18 protein-coding genes are annotated in these 19,330 nt (G+C 63.3%); 4 read left to right on the plus strand and 14 right to left on the minus strand.

The annotated features are described in order from the left end of the window. Nucleotides 1–50: 50 nt before the first annotated feature. From ACI2JX_RS04675 to ribBA, 5 genes are all read right to left on the minus strand, one after another. Nucleotides 51–1,199 (minus strand): ABC transporter ATP-binding protein, encoded by a 1,149-nt coding sequence (locus tag ACI2JX_RS04675; RefSeq protein ID WP_264233654.1) that lies wholly within the window; start codon nt 1,197–1,199, stop codon nt 51–53. A gap of 19 nt (nt 1,200–1,218) precedes the next feature. Beyond that, nucleotides 1,219–2,028, minus strand: a complete 810-nt coding sequence (locus ACI2JX_RS04680; protein ID WP_264233656.1) for an ABC transporter permease — start codon at nt 2,026–2,028, stop codon at nt 1,219–1,221. A 6-nt stretch (nt 2,029–2,034) separates the two neighbouring features. Beyond that, a complete protein-coding gene (locus tag ACI2JX_RS04685; RefSeq protein ID WP_404689502.1) occupies nt 2,035–2,952 on the minus strand; it encodes an ABC transporter permease in 918 nt (305 codons plus the stop codon). After that, entirely contained in the window at nt 2,949–3,974 is a 1,026-nt protein-coding gene (locus ACI2JX_RS04690; protein ID WP_186555242.1) for a polyamine ABC transporter substrate-binding protein, read from the minus strand. Before ACI2JX_RS04690 ends, ACI2JX_RS04685 begins: the two co-directional genes overlap by 4 nt. A gap of 186 nt (nt 3,975–4,160) precedes the next feature. After that, nucleotides 4,161–5,282: a bifunctional 3,4-dihydroxy-2-butanone-4-phosphate synthase/GTP cyclohydrolase II gene (ribBA, locus tag ACI2JX_RS04695; RefSeq protein WP_186555243.1), complete on the minus strand. Its 1,122-nt coding sequence runs from the start codon at nt 5,280–5,282 to the stop codon at nt 4,161–4,163. Nucleotides 5,283–5,359: 77 nt separating this feature from the next. Between ribBA and ACI2JX_RS04700 the strand changes: the two genes are divergently transcribed. Continuing rightward, nucleotides 5,360–5,650 carry a DUF1330 domain-containing protein gene (locus tag ACI2JX_RS04700; RefSeq protein ID WP_264233660.1) on the plus strand — a complete coding sequence of 97 codons (291 nt, stop codon included), beginning with the start codon at nt 5,360–5,362 and terminating at the stop codon, nt 5,648–5,650. A 133-nt stretch (nt 5,651–5,783) separates the two neighbouring features. After that, nucleotides 5,784–6,668: a LysR family transcriptional regulator gene (locus ACI2JX_RS04705; RefSeq protein WP_404689503.1), complete on the plus strand. Its 885-nt coding sequence runs from the start codon at nt 5,784–5,786 to the stop codon at nt 6,666–6,668. Nucleotides 6,669–6,775: 107 nt separating this feature from the next. Here the strand turns inward: ACI2JX_RS04705 and ACI2JX_RS04710 are convergent, their stop codons facing one another. Further along, nucleotides 6,776–8,188 carry a purine-cytosine permease family protein gene (locus tag ACI2JX_RS04710; RefSeq protein WP_404689504.1) on the minus strand — a complete coding sequence of 471 codons (1,413 nt, stop codon included), beginning with the start codon at nt 8,186–8,188 and terminating at the stop codon, nt 6,776–6,778. A 344-nt stretch (nt 8,189–8,532) separates the two neighbouring features. Continuing rightward, nucleotides 8,533–8,985, minus strand: a complete 453-nt coding sequence (locus ACI2JX_RS04715; protein ID WP_264233666.1) for an Lrp/AsnC family transcriptional regulator — start codon at nt 8,983–8,985, stop codon at nt 8,533–8,535. Between the two features lie 111 nt (nt 8,986–9,096). Here ACI2JX_RS04715 and ACI2JX_RS04720 point away from each other — a divergent pair, with 111 nt between their 5' ends. Both ACI2JX_RS04720 and ACI2JX_RS04725 read left to right on the plus strand, forming a co-directional pair. Continuing rightward, the gene (locus ACI2JX_RS04720; RefSeq protein WP_404689505.1) at nt 9,097–9,711 is read left to right on the plus strand and encodes a LysE family translocator; all 615 of its coding nucleotides are present in this window, start codon (nt 9,097–9,099) and stop codon (nt 9,709–9,711) included. Nucleotides 9,712–9,891: 180 nt separating this feature from the next. Beyond that, on the plus strand, nt 9,892–12,102 hold the full coding sequence (locus ACI2JX_RS04725; RefSeq protein WP_404689506.1) for an ATP-binding protein: 2,211 nt from the start codon (nt 9,892–9,894) through the stop codon (nt 12,100–12,102). Here the strand turns inward: ACI2JX_RS04725 and ACI2JX_RS04730 are convergent. From ACI2JX_RS04730 to ACI2JX_RS04760, 7 genes are all read right to left on the minus strand, one after another. Further along, complete coding sequence (locus tag ACI2JX_RS04730) at nt 12,082–14,277, minus strand: ATP-binding protein (RefSeq protein ID WP_404689507.1); 2,196 nt, start codon at nt 14,275–14,277, stop codon at nt 12,082–12,084. The genes ACI2JX_RS04725 and ACI2JX_RS04730 overlap by 21 nt on opposite strands. 96 nt (nt 14,278–14,373) lie before the next feature. Beyond that, the gene (locus tag ACI2JX_RS04735) at nt 14,374–14,937 is read right to left on the minus strand and encodes an NUDIX hydrolase (RefSeq protein ID WP_404689508.1); all 564 of its coding nucleotides are present in this window, start codon (nt 14,935–14,937) and stop codon (nt 14,374–14,376) included. Between the two features lie 2 nt (nt 14,938–14,939). Continuing rightward, nucleotides 14,940–15,692 carry a GntR family transcriptional regulator gene (locus ACI2JX_RS04740; RefSeq protein ID WP_186555251.1) on the minus strand — a complete coding sequence of 251 codons (753 nt, stop codon included), beginning with the start codon at nt 15,690–15,692 and terminating at the stop codon, nt 14,940–14,942. Between the two features lie 90 nt (nt 15,693–15,782). Then, nucleotides 15,783–16,172: a carboxymuconolactone decarboxylase family protein gene (locus tag ACI2JX_RS04745; RefSeq protein ID WP_186555252.1), complete on the minus strand. Its 390-nt coding sequence runs from the start codon at nt 16,170–16,172 to the stop codon at nt 15,783–15,785. Nucleotides 16,173–16,490: 318 nt separating this feature from the next. Next, a complete protein-coding gene (locus ACI2JX_RS04750; protein ID WP_186555253.1) occupies nt 16,491–16,976 on the minus strand; it encodes a flavin reductase family protein in 486 nt (161 codons plus the stop codon). Nucleotides 16,977–16,990: 14 nt separating this feature from the next. After that, entirely contained in the window at nt 16,991–18,472 is a 1,482-nt protein-coding gene (locus ACI2JX_RS04755) for an aldehyde dehydrogenase (RefSeq protein ID WP_264233699.1), read from the minus strand. Beyond that, nucleotides 18,469–19,302: an alpha/beta fold hydrolase gene (locus tag ACI2JX_RS04760; protein ID WP_264233700.1), complete on the minus strand. Its 834-nt coding sequence runs from the start codon at nt 19,300–19,302 to the stop codon at nt 18,469–18,471. The genes ACI2JX_RS04755 and ACI2JX_RS04760 overlap by 4 nt, the downstream gene beginning before the upstream one ends. Between the last annotated feature and the right edge of the window lie 28 nt (nt 19,303–19,330).

The raw sequence follows: 19,330 nt of genomic DNA on the forward strand, positions 1-19,330 counted from the left end.
GCCTCATGAGCCAAGCGTGGGAGCGGGCTTGCCCCGCGAGAGGTGGCCGATCAGTGCGCCCCAGCGGCCTTGCTCAGATCGCTCTCGGCCCACTCGGTATAGATACAGGCATCGGCCACCGCCCAGCGCACCTTGACCGTTTCCCCAGGCAGCATCGGCATCCCCGCCGCCGACAAGGCCTTGACCGTCATCTCAGTGCCGCCGGCAGTGACCACATGGCACGTCTGGCTCTCACCCAGGAACAACACCTCAGCGACCTTGGCACTGACCTCGTTCCAACCCGCCGGGCGTGGCTCGCGCGCGGCTTGCTCGGCACTCAAGGCCAGGGCTTTTTCCGGCCGCACCATGATCAACGCGTCCTGTTCGGCGACCAGCCCTGGGGTCAGGCGAATTGCCAGGGCTTGCCCCTCGAAGCTGCCGGCACCATTGCTGTTGGCCTTGATCCGCAGGAAGTTGGAGTTACCCAGGAACGACGCAACGAAGGCATTCGGCGGGTTTTGGTAAAGGTCATAACCACTGCCCAGCCCGACGATCTTGCCGTGGCTGAAGATGGCGATGCGCTGTGACAGGCGCATGGCTTCTTCCTGGTCGTGGGTGACGTAGACGATGGTGATGCCCAGCCGGCGATGCAGCTGACGCAGTTCGTCCTGCAGGTCTTCGCGCAGTTTTTTGTCCAGCGCGCCGAGCGGTTCATCCATCAACAGGATCCGTGGCTCGTAGACCAACGCCCGGGCAATTGCCACCCGCTGCTGCTGGCCACCGGAGAGCTGGGCGGGGCGGCGATGGGCGAACGGCTCCAGTTGCACCAGCTTGAGCATCGCATCGACCCGCTTGGCGATTTCGCCAGCGCTGAGTTTGCGGATCGCCAGGGGGAAGGCAATGTTGTCGCGCACCGACAGGTGCGGGAACAGCGAATAGCGCTGGAACACCATGCCGATGTCGCGCTTGTGCGGCGGGACGTTGACCAGCGACAGCTGATCGACCAGGATCTCGCCGCTGCTGGGCGTCTCGAAGCCGGCCAGCATCGACAGCGTGGTGGACTTGCCCGAGCCGCTGGAGCCGAGGAAGGTGAGGAACTCGCCATCCTGGATGTCCAGGTTGATGTTGTCCACGGCGGTGAATTCGCCGTAGTGCTTGTTCAGGTTGCGCAAGCTGACCAGAGTCTGGTTGGGCGCGTTGTCTTTGCTCACTGCACTCATTGTTATTGTCTCCGGGCGTTCAGGCGCTGGCTGGGTTGCGCCGGCGCAGGGCGGCGGCGATGAGCATGACCAGGATCGACAGGCCGATCAGCAGCGTCGAGGCCACCGCAATGACGGGGGTCAAGTCCTGGCGCAGGGTGGTCCACATCTTCACCGGCAGGGTCTGCAAGTTGGGGCTGGCCATCATCACGCTCAGCACCACTTCGTCCCACGACACCAGAAAGGCGAACAGGCCACCGGCGATCATCCCTGGGCGAATGGCCGGGAAGGTCACCTTGAAGATCGCTTGCAGCCGCGAGGCGCCGCAAATGACTGCGGCGTCTTCGATTGACTGGTCGAACAGCTTGAGCGAGTTGATGATCGAGATGATGGTGAATGGCAGGGCGACGATCACATGGCTGACCACGAAGGCGAACAGCGTGCCGGTGTAGCCAAGCTTGAGAAACAGCGCGTACACCGCCACGGCGATGATCACCAGCGGCACGATCATCGGCAGGGTGAACAGCCCGTAGAGCATCTCCCGGCCAGGAAAGCGCCCACGCACCAGGGCGAAGGCGGTCGGCAGGCCCAGCGCCACTGCGCAGACGGTGGTCAGCACGGCGACCTTGAGGCTGGCCAGGGCGGCCTCCATCCACTCAGGGTTGGAGAAGAACTGGCCGTACCACTTGAAGGTCCAGCCCGGCGGCGGGAATACCAGCCACTGCGACGAGCCGAACGACAGCAGGACGATGAACAGGATCGGCAGCAACAGGAAGGCTGCGATCACCCCGGTGGTCAGGTACAGGCCAACCCGCAGCGGGCGGCCCATGGCATTGGGCGTCAGGAGCATGGCGGCTTACCTCGCGTTACCAACCGGCGATTCCGGTTGCAGCTTCAGGTACAGGTAGAAGAGCACCAGGGTGATCAGCACCAACAGGGCGGCAGCGGCGCTGGCCAGGCCCCAGTTGAGGAACGACTGCACCTGCTGGACGATGAACTCAGGCAGCATCATGTTTTGCGCGCCGCCCAGCAGGGCCGGGGTGACGTAGTAACCGAGCGACATGACGAACACCATCAAGGCACCGGAGAACAGCCCCGAGCGGCACAGCGGCAGGAACACTTTCCAGAAGTTGGTCCAAGGGCTGGCGCCACAGATGGAACCGGCCTGCAGCACCATCGGGTCGATCGCGTGCATGGTCGCCTGCAGCGGCAGGACGATGAAGGGGATCATGATGTAGCTCATGCCGATCACCACGCCCGTGAGGTTGTGGACCATTTCCAGCGGCGCATCGATGATCCCCATGGCCATCAGCGCCTTGTTGATCACCCCCGAGGCCTGCAGCAACACCAGCCATGAGTAGGTGCGCGCGAGCAGGCTGGTCCACATCGACAGCAGTACGATGCTCAGCAGCCAACGGCCCCAGCCCTTGGGCACCAGGGTGATCGCCCAGGCCAGCGGGAAGCCCAGCAGCACGCTGATCAGGGTCACCAGGCCGGCCACCGAGAAGGTGTTGAACAGCACCCGCGCATAGGCCGAGTTGGCGAACAGCTGCTCGTAGTTACCCAGCCCCGGTACTGGCTCCAGTACCCCGCGCAGCAGCAGGCCGATCAGTGGGGCGAAGAAGAACAGGCCAAGGAACAACAGCGCTGGCAGCAGGTTGCGGCTGCCACGCCAGCGTTGGCTCAAGCTCGGACGGTGCATGGCCGCTCCCGGTGCGCCGCTGCCGCTGGCGGCAGCTTGCGCGTTGTGCAGGGCGTTGATGGCGACTTTCATTTGACCAGCCACTCATTCCAGCGGGCAGCGATGGCCTGGCCGTTCTTCGCCCAGTAGGCGAAGTCCAGCGTCACCTGGTCTTGAGCGTAGGCGGTCGGCAGGTTGGAGGCGAGCTCGGGTTTGAGCTGGCTGACGCTGTCCAGGTTGACCGGGGCGTAGGCCGTCAAGTTGGCGAACTCGGCCTGGCCCTTGGCGCTGGCGGCGTTGGCCAGGAACTTCATGGCCGCATCCTTGTTCTTGGCGCCTTTGGGAATGACCAGGAAGTCAGCCATGACCAGGTTCTGCTTCCAGCTCACCCCCACCGGCGCACCATCTTGCTGCAAGGCGTACACCCGGCCGTTCCAGAACTGCCCCAGCGACGCTTCACCCGAGGCCAGCAGCTGTTGCGACTGCGCGCCGCCGCCCCACCAGACGATGTCTTTCTTGATGGTGTCGAGCTTGTTGAAGGCCCGGTCGAGGTCCAGTGGGTAGAGCTTGTCGGGCGCCACGCCGTCAGCCAGCAGCGCCAGCTCCAGCACGCCTGGGCTTGGCCATTTGTACAGGGCGCGCTTGCCAGGGTAGGTCTTGGTGTCGAACAGCGCTGACCAGTCCACCGGCTTGTTGGCGCCGAGCTTGCCTTCGTTGTAGCCCAGGACGAAGGAGAAGAAGAACGAGCCGACGCCGTGGTCGGAAACGAAGCGTGGGTCGATGCGCTCGCGTTGGATGGTGTTGAAGTCCAAAGGTTCGAGCAGGCCCTCGGCGGCGGCGCGCAGGGCGAAGTCCGCTTCTACATCGACCACGTCCCATTGCACGTTGCCGCTCTCGACCATGGCCTTGAGTTTGCCGTAGTCGGTGGGCCCGTCTTGTACGACCTTGATGTTGCTGGCTTTGGAGAAGGGCTCGGCCCATGCCTGTTTTTGCGCATCCTGGGTCGTTCCGCCCCAGCTGACGAAGTTCAGGCTGTCGGCGGCTTGGCTGGCCTGGCAGGCCAGGGTCAGCAGGCTGGCGGACAGCACTGCGGTTACACGTTTGCTCAACAGCATGGTTACGCCCTCGTTACTTTTGTTATTCGAGGCGGGTCTGTCACCCGCCATGTGTTCGGGGAGCAGCTATTTCAACGATGTCGTGGGGCCGATTGTGAGTTTAGGATGCGGCCGATAATTCAAGGTCTACGGGATATCATATTATGGTATTCCAAGATTTTGGCAAGCACTCTGGGCGACCGGCCATCACCCTGTAATCGCGGGCTCGAACGGGATGCTCTGCACCACCTCCAGCTCATACCCTGCCAGCCCCGCGTACTTGAGCGGTGGCCCCAGGTGACGCAGCTTGCCCACGCCCAGGTCCTGCAGAATCTGCGCCCCGGTGCCGACCTCCGAGTACACCTTCGATTGCCCACGCTGATACGCGCGCACCGGCTGGGTCAGCTGCGGCACCCGCTCCAACAGCGCTTGGGAAGACTCGTGATTGGCCAGGATCACCACCACCCCCGCACCCTCGTCGGCGACCTTCTCCAGCGCCGCCCACAGGGTCCAGTTGGCCGGCCCGGCGTACTCGGCGCCGACCAGGTCACGCAGCGGGTCGATCACATGCACGCGCACCAGGGTTGGCTGCTCGCGACGGATCTCGCCCATCACCATGGCCATGTGCACCCCACCCTCGATGCGGTCCTCGTAGGTCACCAGGCGGAACGTGCCATGCACCGTCGGCAGTTCACGTTCGCCGATGCGCTTGATGGTCTGCTCGGTGCTCAACCGGTAGTGGATCAGGTCGGCGATGGTGCCGATCTTGATTCCGTGTTGGGCGGCGAACACTTCCAGGTCCGGGCGGCGGGCCATGCTGCCGTCATCGTTGAGCACCTCGACGATCACCGAGGCCGGGCTGAAACCCGCCAGGCGGGCCAGGTCGCAACCCGCTTCGGTATGCCCGGCACGGGTCAGTACGCCGCCTTCACGGGCGCGTAGGGGGAAGATATGCCCCGGCTGGACCAGGTCTTCAGGCCGCGCATTGGGCGCCATCGCGGCAGCCACGGTGCGGGCGCGGTCGGCCGCCGAGATGCCGGTGGTGACGCCGCTGGCAGCCTCGATCGACACGGTAAAGGCGGTGCTGAAGGCGCTGCCATTGCTTGGCACCATCTGCTCCAGGCCCAGCCGCTGGCAGTGCTCGTCGGTCAGGGTCAGGCAGATCAGCCCACGCGCCTGGCGGGCCATGAAATTGATGGCGGCGGCGTCGCAGTGTTCGGCGGCGATCAATAGATCGCCTTCGTTCTCACGATCTTCGTCATCCACCAGCAGGACCATCTTGCCTTGCCGGTAGTCCTCGAGAAGTTCTTCGATGCTGTTGAAAGCCATGCTGCACGCTCGCTGTGGTGGTTTGATTTTTATGGTATACCATAATACACAAATACCTGAAGACAGGAGAGCAGCGAATGAAGGCCTATTGGATTGCCCATGTCGATGTGACCGACCCTGAGCAGTACCAGCAATACACCCAGCGCGCACCGGCGGCGTTCAAGGCGTATGGCGGGCGGTTTCTGGCGCGTGGCGGGCGCAGCGAAGCGCTGGAAGGGCGACCGACGCCGCAGCGCAGTGTGGTCATTGAGTTCGAGTCGTATGAACAGGCGCTGGCCTGCTACCGCTCGGCCGAGTATCAGCAGGCCTGCAGCCATCGCCAGGGGGTGGCGACGGCGCAGGTGATCATTGTCGAAGGGATAGATTGACTCGCTACTCGCCATGCCGTCGAGGTGGTTTGCTTAGCGTTAGGGCCATCGCTGCAAGCTGTGCATGGATCAGGCAGCTGCCTTGCTGGGGAAAAGCCGGTATAAAGCGTTCACTGTCAACTGGATAGCGACAATGAACCCTTACGAAGACATGCGTATTTTTGCCCAGGTCATGGAAGCCGGCAGCTTCACCGCCGCCGCCGAGCGCCTGGGGCTGTCCAAGCAGTTCGTCAGCCGCCGCGTGATGCAACTCGAAGAACGCCTGGGCGTGCGCCTGCTCAACCGTTCGACGCGGCGCCTGGATGCCACGCCATTGGGCCAGCAGTATTACCAGTCGGCCTTGCGTTTGCTCAGCGAGGTGCAGCAGGTCGAGCAAGACATCAGCGGCCCGACCCAGGCGTTGCGTGGCACCTTGCGCTTGAGTGCGCCGCTGTCATTCGCCATGAGCCATCTGGGCTGTTTATTGACGGAGTTCTTGCAACTGCATCGGCAACTGGACGTCGAAGTCGATCTGAGTGACCGGGCGGTGGATCTGATTGGCGAGGGCTATGACCTGGCACTGCGCATTGGCAGCTTGGAGGATTCCAGTCTGATCGCGCGGCGGATTGCCGATATCGAGCGGGTCTATTGCGCAAGCCCCGATTATTTGGCGCGACGCGGCACGCCAGCAGTGCCCGAAGCGCTGCGTGAGCATGACTGTCTGCCTTATGGGCATGCACGGCAGGTGCAGTGGCAGTTCAAGCATCAGGGCAAGGTCCAGGCCATTGCGGTGACGGGGCGAATGCGCGCCAACAATGGCGAGCTGCTCAGGGATGCGGCGATTGCCGGGATGGGCATTACCTATCTGCCAGCGTTCATCGTCGCGCGGGCATTGGCAGAGGGCAGGTTGGTCGCACTGCTGGAGCCGTGGACACCGCCAGCGCTGCAGCTGTCGGCGGTGTACCCACAGCACCGGCAAGTGGCCCGGCCGGTACAGGCGTTCGTGGCGTTTTTGCGTGAGCGCTTGGGGCGGCTATAGGTTGCCTGTGGCGGCCTCTTCGCGGGCAAGCCCGCTCCCACAGGGGCCCCGTCGTGCGCTGTGGCGTGTCAGAGCGGGGTTGTGGGAGCGCGTAGGGGCTGTCTCTATCAGGCTGCCGCTGCCAGCTTGGCGCTGGTTTGCCGACGGCGATAGACACTGTCGCGGCTGGCCAGCCACCAGTACAGCGGCGAGGTGATCGCCAGGCCCACCAGCCACGACAGATCGGCGCCGTTGATGTGCTCGGATACCGGGCCGACATACAACGGCGTGTTCATGAACGGGATCTGCACGATGATGCCCACGGCGTAGGCCAGCAGTGCCTGCGGGTTGTAGCGCCCGTAGATGCCGCCATCGACCTTGAAGATCGAATCGATGTCGTAGTCACCCTTGTGGATCACATAGAAGTCGATCAGGTTGATCGCCGTCCACGGCACCAGCACGACCAGCAGCACCAGGACCATATCGACGAAGTGGCCGATGAAGTCCGCCGAGGCGAACACCGCCACCACGCAGCAGGCGGCCAGGACGATCAGCGATAGCACCGCGCGGCTCTTCGCGGTAGGGATCCAGCGGTAAGCGAAGGTCTGGATCAGGGTGATGATCGACAGCACTGCGCCATACAGGTTGAGGGCGTTGTGGCTGATCACACTGAGCAGGAACAGCACCAGCATCAACGGCCCAATTGCGCCGGTGGCGAGTTTGACGGCGTCCATGGTGTCCATGCCCGCCGGGATCGCCAGCACCGCCACGGCGCCGAACACGAACGACAGGCTCGAACCCAGGGCCGAGCCCAGGTACGTGGTCCAGAACGTCGACGACACTTTCACGTCTGCCGGCAGGTAGCGCGAGTAATCCGACACATACGGCGCGAAGGCGATCTGCCACAGCGCCGCCAGCGATACGGTGGCCAGCCAGCCGGCGAGGTTGAAGCCGCCACGGGTGAGGAAATCATCGCTCTGGACATGGCTGAAGATGTAGCCAAAACCGACCACGATGCCCACCCCCAGGACCCAGGTGCCAATGCGGTTGAGCACGTGGATGAAGCGGTAGCCGATGATGCCGATGATGCCCGAGCCCAGCGCGCCGATCACGATGCCGACCGGCACCGGAACCGACTCGGCGACCCCATGCAGCGACTTGCCGGCCAGGACGATGTTGGAGGCGAAGAAGCCGATGTACATCACGCCGGCGATGACCACCACCAGCAACGCGCCGAGCGAGCCGAACTGGGCGCGGCTCTGGATCATCTGGGGAATGCCCATCTGCGGGCCTTGCGCCGAGTGCAGCGCCATCAGCACGCCTCCGAGCAGATGACCGACCAGGATGGCGACGATGCCCCACACCAGGTTCAGATGAAACAACTGCACGCCCAGGGCGCCAGTGACGATGGGCAGGGGCGCGATGTTGCCGCCGAACCACAGGGTGAACAGATCTCTTACCTTTCCATGGCGGTCTTGCGGGGGCACGTAGCCGATCGTGTGTTTTTCTATTAGAGGTGCCGAGTTGGCTGCACTGGTCATGACTGACTCCAAGGCAAGGTGGGGCACGGCGGAGTGCCCGGGTGCGTGCCGGCAAGGGGCGACGCGTTCTTGTTGGAGGGATGATGCGGGGTGCGCAGGGATCGAGAAATTAGTAAATATGTGCTCATGAACCTTAAAAAACCTAAGGCTGACAAAAGGTTAAGAGATCGCTGGCAGCAAGGAACGGGCCATCGGGCTGAAGGCCCCGGGGTTGGGGCTTCAAGGGGGTTGGCGTCAGCACGCAGTGAGCCGTGTTGGTGCGCACTGCACGCTCAGAGGGCGAGTAAAAAGCGGGTTTGGACGGGCCCGTCGCTGGCAGTCGACACAAGCCGTGCAGCTGCCAACTACATTGGCAGCAACCGATCCTGAATCACTTCTTTCATCACCAGTGTCGAGCTCAGCCGCTTGACGTTGGGGATGCTGGTCAACTGCTCGTCATAGAGTTTCTGAAACGCCGGGAGATCACGCGCTACCACATGCAGCAGGTAGTCCGGATCGCCAAACAAGCGTTGCGCCTCGACGATCTGCGGAATTTGCGCCAGCGCTGCTTCAAAGTCCGCCACCGGCTGGCGGGTGACTTCGCGCAAGGTCACGAAGACCAACGCGGCGAAGTTCAAGCCTAGCGCCGCCGGCGCCAGGCGTGCGTGATAGCCAACAATGGCGCCAGACTCCTCCAGCGCTTTCAAGCGTCGATGGCACGGCGAGAGGCTCAAGCCGACGCGCTCGGCCAGTTCGGTCACCGATAAGCGACCGTCTTGTTGCAGCTCGGCAAGGATCTTGCGATCGGTTCTATCCATTTGGGAAGAATCTTCCAGTAATTGTTCGCAGGGAGGGAATATACGAAAGAAAATCCCTTCGCGATATCCGTAATCTTTCTTCATCCAAAGCTGATCTGAAGGAAGACTTACGTGGCTATCAGTGTGTTGGCGGCGTTCTGGGCCGTATCGTTACTGTTTGTCATTACCCCGGGCGCCGATTGGGCCTACGCCATCTCGGCCGGTATGCGTGGGCGCTGGGTGATGCCTGCGGTAGCTGGCATGCTCTCGGGGCACTTTCTCGCGACACTGGTGGTGGCCGCCGGGGTCGGTAGCCTGATCGCCGGGCATCCGCTGGCCCTGACGCTGCTGACCTTGGCTGGCTCCGCTTACCTGCTGTGGTTGGGCGGTAATCTGCTATTGCGCCCGGCAACGCCCGAAGCGGCCCAGGCCGATGAAGCAGGGTCGGGGGCACGCTGGGCGCTCAAGGGGTTTTGTGTCAGCGGTCTGAACCCCAAAGTATTCTTGCTGTTCCTGGCCTTGCTGCCACAGTTCACCGATCCATCCTCGACCTGGCCACTACCGCTGCAGATTTTGTTGCTGGGGTTGGTCCACCTGTTCAGCTCGCTGGTGGTCTACCTGCTGGTGGGCTACGGCGCCAAGGCTGTATTGCGCAGCCGCCCGGCGGCGGCGAGGCGGGTCGGCAGGGTGTCGGGTTTGGCGATGATGGTGATCGGGGTGAGTTTGATAGCTGGGCAACTGATCTAATCGTAGGCGCTGACGCAACCTGCGATGGGCTGCAAGGCAGCCCCCTGGGGCGACATCTTTCGATGGCGTATTGGCTGTCTACAACTATGTGTCGAGCCCAGCGGAACGTCTGGCGTTCTCTGATTTCTTATCCATCAGGTAGATGGCACTGTGCCTAGGGCAACCGATGGTCAGGATGAAATGAAATCAGTTTCGGACAACGACGCAAACTCCCCGCATGGCGCGATGCCAAGCTTCTTGTACGGTGGCGGCACGGTCAGCACCTTGCTGCAGTCGTTGGACTGGGACGCCTCGCCATTAGGGGCGCCGGCCGATTGGTCCGCCAGCCTGAAAACGCTGATGGCCACTATTCTTCCGGCCAAGGCGCAGATCGTGTTGTTCTGGGGCGCCGACTACGTAGCGCTGTACAACGAGGCGTATGCACCGACTATCGGAGCCAAGCACCCACGTGCCCTGGGCCGACCGGGGCAGGAGAACTGGAGCGAGCTGTGGGACGATCTTGAACCGCTGCTGCGCGGCGTGCGCGAAACCGGCGAAACCTTTTCGGCCACCGATCGGCCGTTCTATATCGAACGCCGTGGCCTGGGTGAAACGGCCTACTTCGATGTCTCCTACTCAGCCGTGCGCGAGGCCGACGGCAGCGTTGGCGGCGTACTCTGTATCGTTACCGAAACCACCGAACGGGTGCAGTTCCAGCGCCGCCAGGCTTTTCTGCTGGAACTGGGGCAGGCGTTGCCGGGCATGGATCAGCCTGAGGCCATCGAAGCCTACGCGCTGCGCCGGTTGGGCGAGGAGCTAGGCGCCTCACGGGTATTTTTTGGCGAAGATCTCGGCGATGGTCAGCACCTGCGGGTTGCCCGCGACTGGGTCGATGGCGTGACATCGCTGACCGGTGAGCAGAACTACCAGGCCTTCGCTGCGCGATTGCACGAGCGACTGGCCAGCGGCATGCGCGTGCAGAGCGATTTCCCCGCGGGCACTTCGGCCGATCTGTGCGCCAGCTTGCATGTGCCGGTGCTGCAGGCGAGCGGTTTGGAGGCGATGCTGACGGTGCAATTTCACACCCCTCATGTGTTCGTCGAGGACGAATGCCTGTTGGTCGAGGAAACCGCCAAGCAGATCTGGAAGGCCATCACCCACGCCCGCGCCGAGCGGGCCTTGCGCGCCAGTGCTGCACACCTGGAGGCGACCTTTGCCGAACTGATGGCGCTCAATGAGAGCCTGGAAGAGCGCGTCGCCAGCATGCTCCGCGAGCGCGAAGCGGCAATGCTGCAACTGCACGAAGTGCGCAAGATGGAGATGATCGGCCAGCTGACCGGGGGCATCGCCCATGACTTCAACAACATGCTCACCCCGATCATCGCTTCGCTTGAGCTGATCCGCCGGCGCCCGGACGATATCGGCCGCTCGACCCGACTGATCGATGGGGCGCTGCAAGCGGCGGATCGCGCGCGCAACCTGGTCGGTCGTCTGCTCAGCTTCGCTCGCCGGCAGACCCTCAAGCCCCAGGCAGTGTCACTGGCCATGCTGGTCGGCGACATGCGCGAGTTGATTGCCCGTTCCCTGGGGCCAACCATCGAGGTGGTGGTGCAGATCGATGCGCGACTGCCCAGCGTGCTGGTCGACCCGCACCAGTTGGAGCTGGCAGTGCTCAACCTGGTGGTCAATGCACGCGATGCGATGAACAGTGGCGGGCGTCTGCTGATCTGCGCCGGTGGCGCCGACACAGGCCCGCCCCGACCAGAAGGCGTGACCGGACAACAGCTGTGGCTGCAAGTGGCCGATAACGGCTGTGGCATGGATGAAGAAGTCCTGGCTCGCTGCTTTGAGCCGTTCTACTCGACCAAGGGTGTCGGCAAGGGGACGGGGCTCGGCCTGCCGATGGTGCAGGGTTTGGCAGGGCAATCGGGTGGCGGTTTTGCCATTCATTCGCGCCTGGGCGAGGGCACCCAGGCGACGCTCTGGCTGCCGCAGGGAGAGCCGCAAGTGGTCGATGCGGCCAGCCCAGCTCAAGAACCGCCACGGGCGCGTGAGGCCACGCGGGTGCTGCTGGTAGATGATGAAGAGATCGTGCGTCATGCCACCGCCCTGCAATTGCGCGACCTTGGCTATGAGGTGAGCGAGGCAGCCAGCCCGGCGCAGGCAAGAGCCTTGATCGCTCAGGGGCTGGTCATGGATGTGCTGGTCACCGACCAGATCATGAGCGATGAGACCGGTGCCCAGTTCGCCCATCAGCTACGCCAGCTGAACCAGGACCTGCCAGTGTTGATCATCACCGGCTACGCCAACCTCTCGCCGCGTGAGCTGTACGGTTTCGAGGTGCTGCGCAAACCCTTTCGCCGCGCAGAGCTGGCTGAAAGCCTGGCGCGGCTACTGCGGCTCAGCGCCTGAGACTCGCGCGGCCCCCAGCACTTTTTCCAGCAGTTGGCACACCTGCTCGGCCGAATAGGGCTTGGCCAGGAACGCGAAGCCCTGATGCCCCCCTTCAGCCATGGCCTCGTTGTAGCCAGAGGTGAGGATCACTGGCGTCTGTGGGCGGCTGCGACGCAGTTCCTTGGCCAAGGCCAGGCCGCCCATGCCGGGCATCACTACATCAGAAAACACCGCATCGAACTGTCCTTGGGCGCCGCTCAATTGCGCCAGGGCATCCTCGGCGCAAAGTGCCAAACTGACCTGATAGCCATGATCCTTGAGCATCTGGGTGGTGCAATTGCCGACATCGGCGTTGTCCTCGACCACCAGGATGCGCCGTTTGCTGCTGTCGGCCAGGGCCTCGGGGGCACTGCTCGGCAGCGCGGTTTGCGGCGAATCTGCCGAGTTTTCCTGGGGCAGGTACAGGGTAAAGGTGGTGCCCTTGCCGGCAACGCTGCTCACCTGCACATCACCACCAGATTGCTTGACGAAGCCGAACACCTGGGACAAGCCGAGCCCCGTCCCTTCGCCCGCTGCCTTGGTGGTGAAGAACGGATCGAAAATGCGCTCCAGCAGCTCGGGTGCAATCCCCACGCCACTGTCGATCACCGAAATCGCTGCAAAGCGGCCGGGCATGCCGGGCATGCGGTGGTCGGCGACCAGGCGCAATTGCAGGGTGCCTTCGCCGGCCATGGCATCGCGGCCATTGATCATCAGGTTGATGAGCGCTGTTTCCAACTGGCCAAGGTCGGCGCGGATGTAGCAGGGCGACTCGGGCAGTTCCAGGCTGACCTGGATGCGCGCCCCGGTGGCGGTATCGAGCATTTCCGCCATGCCTTGCAGCCTTGGCCCGGCGTCGAACACTTGCGGGCTGAGTGCTTGGCGGCGGGCGAAGGCGAGCAACTGACCGGTGAGCTTGGCGCCGCGATCGACGGTGTCGGAAATGGTCTTGAGATAGCGCTGGCGGCGGTTGTCGTCCAGATCCGGGCGCTGCAAAAAGTGCAGGGATGAGCGGATGATGGTCAGCAGGTTGTTGAAATCATGGGCAACGCCGCCGGTCAGTTGGCCGATGGCTTCCAGCTTCTGGGTCTGGCGCAGCATCGCTTCGGTGTGCAGCAACTGCTCGGTGCGCTCCTGCACGCGATGTTCCAGGGTGGCGTTCAGCGCCTCCAGCGCAGCTGCCGTCTCGCGCACTTCGGCGTAGGCCTGGACGCGTTGGATATGCGCCCAGCAGCGCTCGGTCACTTCGCTGATCAACGCTTGTTCATAGGCAGTCCACTGGCGCGGTACGCGGTCATGGATGGCCATTAGTGCGGTCAAGCGACCCTCCTTGATCAGTGGCATGCAGATGGTCGCGGTGATGCCGATGGCCTGGAAGGTCGCCGCTTCCTGCGGTTCGAGCTGATTGAGGTTGTCGTTGATCACCAGCGGCAAGCCGGCGCGCAGTTGCTTGACCGCCAGGGTGCCGAAATCGGCCAGGCGGTATTGGCCGACCAGACGTGGTGAGCCTGGTGCCACCGCGTCACCACAGATAGTGAAACCGTCCTGGTCGGCGTCCATTACCGCGTAGGCGCAACTGGACAGGCGCAGGTGCTCGACCAGCATACTGGTGGTGGTGGCCATGATCCGATCGGGGTCATTGGCGTCGGCCAGGGCGCGGCTGAGATTGTCGAGGAAGTTCAGGCGCTGGTTGGCAACTACGGTGGCAGTGGTTTCCGTTACCGTGTCGATCATGCCGACGATCTGCCCATGCTGATCGCGGATGGGGCTATAGCAGAAGGTGAAATAGGCCCGCTCAGGGCCATCGCTGCGGTTGATCAGCAGCGGGAAATTCTCGATGAATACCGCTTCGCCTGCCAGCGCGCGGTCGGCCATCGCCTCGATGTCGCTCCAGGCTTCCTGCCACACCTTGCTGAACGGACGCCCCAGGGCCAATGGTTTTTCGCCGAGGATCACGCTGAAGGCATCGTTGTGCAGGGTGATCAGCTCATCGCCCCAGAGCACGGCCTGCGGAAAATGTGAGCCCAGGCACAGTGCCACGGTGGTCTTGAGCACGTCTGGCCAGGACTCGAGCGGGCCGAGCGGGGTGGATGCCCAGTCGTGGTTGCGGATTCGCTCGGCCATGGATCCGCCGCCTTCCAACCATTTCGCCATGGGGTTTGCTGGTCCTTTCATCAGGGAGTAATAAGGGTGCCCTGAGATTGGCTTGCTGGCGAGAAATTTGTGTTGGCAGTGCGGGCAGTGCACAGATCAGCGAATGAAATGCACCTTGCCGGTGTCGTCATTGCCCATGTAGATCCCGTACACCCCCGCCTGCCGCTCGAGAATATAGCGCTCGAGGATTTGCCGAATCGCCGGGTAGTAGATCTCATCCCAGGGGATCTCATTAGGTTCGAAGAACTTGTAGGCAAGCGTCTCCGGCCCGAACTGGCCGGTCTCCTGGGTGGCGATGGCGCGAAAGATGATGTACACCTCGCTGATCTTGGCCACGCTGAAGATCGAGTAGGGCGAAACGATCTCGGCGTGCACACCGCTTTCTTCCCAGACTTCACGCAGCGCCGCCTGTTCGGTGGTTTCACCCGCTTCCATGAAGCCCGCCGGCAAGGTCCAGGTGCCAGGGCGCGGGGGGATGGCCCGCTGGCACAACAGGTACTTGCCATCGCGTTCGATGATGCAGCCGGCGATGATCTTCGGGTTGATGTAGTGGATGTAGCCGCAGCCAGTGCAGTGCAGGCGTTCGTGGGTATCGCCAGTGGGTACGCCCCGGGCAAGCTCTGTGGTGCAGTGCGGGCAATAGCGCGGGGCGTTGGGCATGCTTAGCGGCCTATGCGAGGGTCCTTCAGGACCAGGGGCTCGATGATTTCGCGCACCTTGGCGTTGTCATCCTGCTTCTGGCGCAGGTAGTCCAGCGCGACCTTGGCGGCGGCGCGTACGTGGTCGACCGAGGCTTGGTGCGCCGCTTGCGGGTCGCCGCTCTTGATCGCCGCGACGATCTTTTCCATTTCCTGGTTGCTGGCACCACGACGATTGGCCTGCGACACGGAGGTGGCGCGCAGGTAGCTGATGCGTGCTTGCAGTTGACGCAGCTGGGTGGCGGCGACGCGGTTGCCGGAACCTTCCAGCAGCACGTCATAGAAGCCTTGCACCGATTCGAGCACTTGCTGCAGCTCGCCTTCTTCCAGTGCCTCGCGGTTCACCTCCAGGGCGCGCTCCAGGGCGCGGATGTCCTTGGCCTTGGCATTGAGGGTGAACAGCTGGACGATCAGCCCTTCGAGCACGCAGCGCAGCTCGTAGATGTCGCAGGCGTCTTCCAGGGTGATGATCGCCACGCGCGGGCCTTTGGCGTCGGCGAATTCGACCAGGCCTTCGGATTCCAGGTGGCGCAGGGCTTCACGCACCGAGGTGCGGCTGACGCCGAGGCGGTCGCAGAGGTCGCGCTCGACCAGGCGGTCGCCGGGCAGCAGGTGGAAGTTCATGATCGCCCCGCGCAGTTTATCGAGCACGATTTCACGCAGGGTGACTGGGTTGCGGTTGACCTTGAAGCTGTCGTCGAGTGGCTGGCGTTTCATCAGGTGCGCTCTTTATGAGGCTGTTGCGCCAACCCGCAGGGCACTCCCGAACCGGGCGCTGCTCCTTGCGGTGGTTCGAACAGCCCGTTGTTAACGGGTTGACTCCGTGTCGGCTTCGGCGAACGCTTCGCGGGCCAGGCGGAAGCTGTCCACCGCCGCGGGCACGCCGCAGTAAATGCCGACCTGGAGCAGGATCTCGCGAATCTGTTCTCGGCTCAGGCCATTGCGCAGTGCGCCGCGGATGTGCAGCTTGAGCTCGTGGGGCCGGTTGAGCGCGGAAATCATGGCCAAGTTTATCATGCTGCGCTCTTTGCGCGACAAGCCATCGCGGCCCCAGACATGGCCCCAGCAGTACTCGGTGACCAGCTCCTGGAGCGGCTGGGTGAACTCGTCGGCATTTTCGATCGAGCGCTTGACGTAGTCCTCGCCCAGCACCTGGGTGCGGATCTGCAGGCCTTTCTCGTACTTTTCGTTGCTCATTGTCTAGCTCCGAATCAAAACAGGGGCAGCAACCATTGGTGAGAGGGTAGCGCGGCCCCTAAAAACAGGGTCATCGGCGGTGGTTTCTTCGCGGGCAAGCCCGCTCCCACAGGTACTTCACAGAAATTGGGATCTGCGTGATCCCTCCCACAGGTACTTCACAGAAGTTGGGATCTGCGTGATCCCTCCCACAGGTACTTCACAGAAGTTGGGATCTGCGTGATCCCTCCCACAGGTACTTCACAGAACTTGGGACCTGTGCGATCCCTGTGGGAGCGGGCTTGCCCGCGAAAAAGCCACCGCCGACTCAAAGGACTATCAGCCAAGTGGGGGCAGGGCGCCCAGCTTGCCCTTGTGGTAGACCATCGGCGTCACCGGCTCGGCCGGCAGCACCAGGTTCTTCACCGCGCCGACGATGATCGCGTGATCACCGCCGTCGTACTCGCGCCACAGCTCGCACTCGATGATCGCCGTAGCCTTGCTCAGCAGCGGATTGCCCAGCTCGCTCAGGTGCCATTGAACGCCTTTGGCCTTGTCCTTGCCCTTGCCGGCAAAGGCATAGGCCTCGGCCGTCTGTTCGGCAGACAGCAAGTGGATGGCGAACTGCTTGCTGTCGCGCAGGATCGGGTAGGTGTCCGAGGCGTAATTGGGGCAGAACAGCACCAGCGCCGGCTCGATCGACAGCGCGCTGAAGGCGCTGGCGGTGATGCCGACGATGCCGCCGTCGGCGTCCAGGGTGGTAACCACGGTGACGCCGGAGGGGAAGGAGCCCATCACGTCTTTGTAGATGCCAGGTTCGATCATCTTGGCAGGCCCTCTTAGCGCATCACGAAAGGATCGGGCATCGGCGCGGTGGACAGGTTGATCCACACAGTCTTCAGCTCGGTGTAGGCGAGCACCGAATCGATGCCGCTCTCGCGGCCATAGCCGCTGTTCTTGAAGCCGCCAATCGGCGCCATGGCCGAGACTGCGCGGTAGGTGTTGACCCAGATGATCCCTGAACGTACATCGCGGGCCAGGCGATGAGCGCGGCCCAGGTCACGAGTCCAGATGCCAGCGGCCAGGCCAAACTGCGAGTCGTTGGCAATCGCCAAGGCCTCTTGCTCAGTCGTGAAGCGAATCACCGCCGCGACCGGGCCGAACACCTCTTCCTGCATGATCTTCATCGAGTTGCTGTCGCACTCGAACAGGGTGGGCTCATAGAACCAGCCTTCACCTTCGACCTCGGCACGCTTGCCGCCCATGCGCAGCTTGGCGCCCTCGGCGTTGGCCGCCGCGACCAGGCCTTCGACCACGGCCAGTTGCTGGGCGGTGGCCATCGGGCCCATTTCGCTGAGCTCATCCTGCGGGTTGCCGATGCGGATGCGCTGCGCGCGTTCGATCAGCCGCTCGACGAATTCATCGAAGATCTCGTCTTGCACCAGCAACCGCGAGCCGGCCACGCAGCTTTGCCCGGAGGCGGCATAGATGCCGGCTACGGCGCCATTGATGGCGCTGTCCAGGTCCGCGTCGGCGAAGATGATGTTCGGCGACTTGCCGCCCAGCTCCAGCGACAGCTTGGCGAAGTTCTCGGCGCTGCTGCGCACCACGTGACGGGCGGTGGCGGCGCCGCCCGTGAAGGCGATCTTGCGGATCAGCGGGTGGCGGGTGAGGGCAGCGCCGGTGCTTGGGCCGTAACCGGTCACCACGTTGACCACACCCGGCGGGAAGCCGGCTTCCAGTGCCAGGCGGGCCAGCTCGAGGATGGTCGCCGAGGCGTGCTCGGACGGCTTGAGGACGATGGTGTTACCCGCTGCCAGGGCCGGGGCCAGCTTGATCGCGGTCAGGTACAGCGGGCTGTTCCAGGGAATGATTCCGGCAACCACGCCCATTGGCTCGTGCACGGTGTAGGCGAACAGGTCGGGTTTATCCAGCGGCAGGGTGCCGCCTTCGAGCTTGTCGGCCAGGCCTGCGGTGTAGTGGAAGAACTCTGGCAGATAACCGACCTGGCCGCGGGTTTCGCGGATCAGCTTGCCGTTATCGCGGCTTTCCAGCTGGGCCAGGTGCTCCTTGTTTTCGGCAATCAAGTCACCCAGGCGGCGCAGCAGCTTGCCCCGTGCCGTCGCGCTAAGGCCACGCCAGGCTTGGCTGTCGAAGGCGCGTTGGGCCGCTTGTACGGCCAGTTCGACGTCGCCTTCATCGGCATCGGGCAGTTGCGCCCAGGCCTGGGCGGTCGCCGGGTCGAGGCTGTCGAAGGTCTTGCCGCTCTGGGCATCGCGCCATTGGCCGTCGATGCACATCTGGAAACGAACGAGGGTCATGCAACAATCCCCTTGGCGGATTCGGTGAGGGTGCGGGCTTGCCTGAGGAAGTCCAGCAGCATCTTGTTGACTTCGCGCGGCGCTTCTACCGGCATCATATGCCGTTGTTCGGCGAGGACCACGCTGTGCGCACCGGGAATGCGCGCGGCGAGCTGGCGGGTCATGGCCGGGGTCGAACCTTGGTCGAGCTCGCCGGTAGCGATCAGGGTCGGCACCTGGATCGTGGACAAATCGTCTGCGCGATACATGTCCTGGGTGGCGAACAGCGAGTAAGTGGTGTGGTAACCCTGGGGGTCGTTGCTGGCCAGGACCTGGCGAATCGCCGCGACCTGGGCCGGGTTGGCGGCCTTGTATTCGCGGCTGAACCAGCGGTCCAGGGCGGCATCGACGTTGGCGTCCGGCCCTTGTTCAGCCGCCTGGGCGGCGCGGGCGATAACCCCGGCGCTCTGCTCTGGGGTGCGGTTGAACACGCTGTTGAGCACTACCAGTGCGGACAATCGCTGCGGGTAGTTCAGGGCAAAGGCACGGGCGACCAGGCCACCCATGGAAAAACCGATCACGGTGGCTTGAGCAATCTGCAAATGATCGAGCAATTCGGCCAATTGCGCGGCGTAGCCTTCCAGCGGTGTGTCGGCGGCAGGCAGGTGGCTCTGGCCGTGGCCGAGCATGTCGTAGGCGATGACTCGGTAATCGTTGGCCAGGCCGACGAACTGCCCACCCCACATTTCCTTGTTCAGGCCCACGCCGTGGATCAGCACCACAGGCTGGCCCTGGCCTTGGCTCAGGTAACTGGTCCCGGCCGGTGTACGTTCAGCAACAGGCTGAATCATGGTGGGGCGCTCCTTGAAGGCCGGGGCT

The sequence above is a fragment of the Pseudomonas sp. NPDC088890 genome (genome assembly GCF_044900155.1).
Lineage (GTDB): Bacteria > Pseudomonadota > Gammaproteobacteria > Pseudomonadales > Pseudomonadaceae > Aquipseudomonas > Aquipseudomonas urmiensis.

What these genes read in the sequence shown, in the direction of transcription:
- ACI2JX_RS04675 (WP_264233654.1), bottom strand. Translation starts at nt 1,199, where the DNA reads ATGAGTGCAGTGAGCAAAGACAACGCGCCCAACCAGACTCTGGTCAGC.
- ACI2JX_RS04680 (WP_264233656.1), bottom strand. Translation starts at nt 2,028, where the DNA reads ATGCTCCTGACGCCCAATGCCATGGGCCGCCCGCTGCGGGTTGGCCTG.
- ACI2JX_RS04685 (WP_404689502.1), bottom strand. Translation starts at nt 2,952, where the DNA reads ATGAAAGTCGCCATCAACGCCCTGCACAACGCGCAAGCTGCCGCCAGC.
- ACI2JX_RS04690 (WP_186555242.1), bottom strand. Translation starts at nt 3,974, where the DNA reads ATGCTGTTGAGCAAACGTGTAACCGCAGTGCTGTCCGCCAGCCTGCTG.
- ribBA (WP_186555243.1), bottom strand. Translation starts at nt 5,282, where the DNA reads ATGGCTTTCAACAGCATCGAAGAACTTCTCGAGGACTACCGGCAAGGC.
- ACI2JX_RS04700 (WP_264233660.1), top strand. Translation starts at nt 5,360, where the DNA reads ATGAAGGCCTATTGGATTGCCCATGTCGATGTGACCGACCCTGAGCAG.
- ACI2JX_RS04705 (WP_404689503.1), top strand. Translation starts at nt 5,784, where the DNA reads ATGAACCCTTACGAAGACATGCGTATTTTTGCCCAGGTCATGGAAGCC.
- ACI2JX_RS04710 (WP_404689504.1), bottom strand. Translation starts at nt 8,188, where the DNA reads ATGACCAGTGCAGCCAACTCGGCACCTCTAATAGAAAAACACACGATC.
- ACI2JX_RS04715 (WP_264233666.1), bottom strand. Translation starts at nt 8,985, where the DNA reads ATGGATAGAACCGATCGCAAGATCCTTGCCGAGCTGCAACAAGACGGT.
- ACI2JX_RS04725 (WP_404689506.1), top strand. Translation starts at nt 9,892, where the DNA reads ATGAAATCAGTTTCGGACAACGACGCAAACTCCCCGCATGGCGCGATG.
- ACI2JX_RS04730 (WP_404689507.1), bottom strand. Translation starts at nt 14,277, where the DNA reads ATGGCGAAATGGTTGGAAGGCGGCGGATCCATGGCCGAGCGAATCCGC.
- ACI2JX_RS04735 (WP_404689508.1), bottom strand. Translation starts at nt 14,937, where the DNA reads ATGCCCAACGCCCCGCGCTATTGCCCGCACTGCACCACAGAGCTTGCC.
- ACI2JX_RS04740 (WP_186555251.1), bottom strand. Translation starts at nt 15,692, where the DNA reads ATGAAACGCCAGCCACTCGACGACAGCTTCAAGGTCAACCGCAACCCA.
- ACI2JX_RS04745 (WP_186555252.1), bottom strand. Translation starts at nt 16,172, where the DNA reads ATGAGCAACGAAAAGTACGAGAAAGGCCTGCAGATCCGCACCCAGGTG.
- ACI2JX_RS04750 (WP_186555253.1), bottom strand. Translation starts at nt 16,976, where the DNA reads ATGATCGAACCTGGCATCTACAAAGACGTGATGGGCTCCTTCCCCTCC.
- ACI2JX_RS04755 (WP_264233699.1), bottom strand. Translation starts at nt 18,472, where the DNA reads ATGACCCTCGTTCGTTTCCAGATGTGCATCGACGGCCAATGGCGCGAT.
- ACI2JX_RS04760 (WP_264233700.1), bottom strand. Translation starts at nt 19,302, where the DNA reads ATGATTCAGCCTGTTGCTGAACGTACACCGGCCGGGACCAGTTACCTG.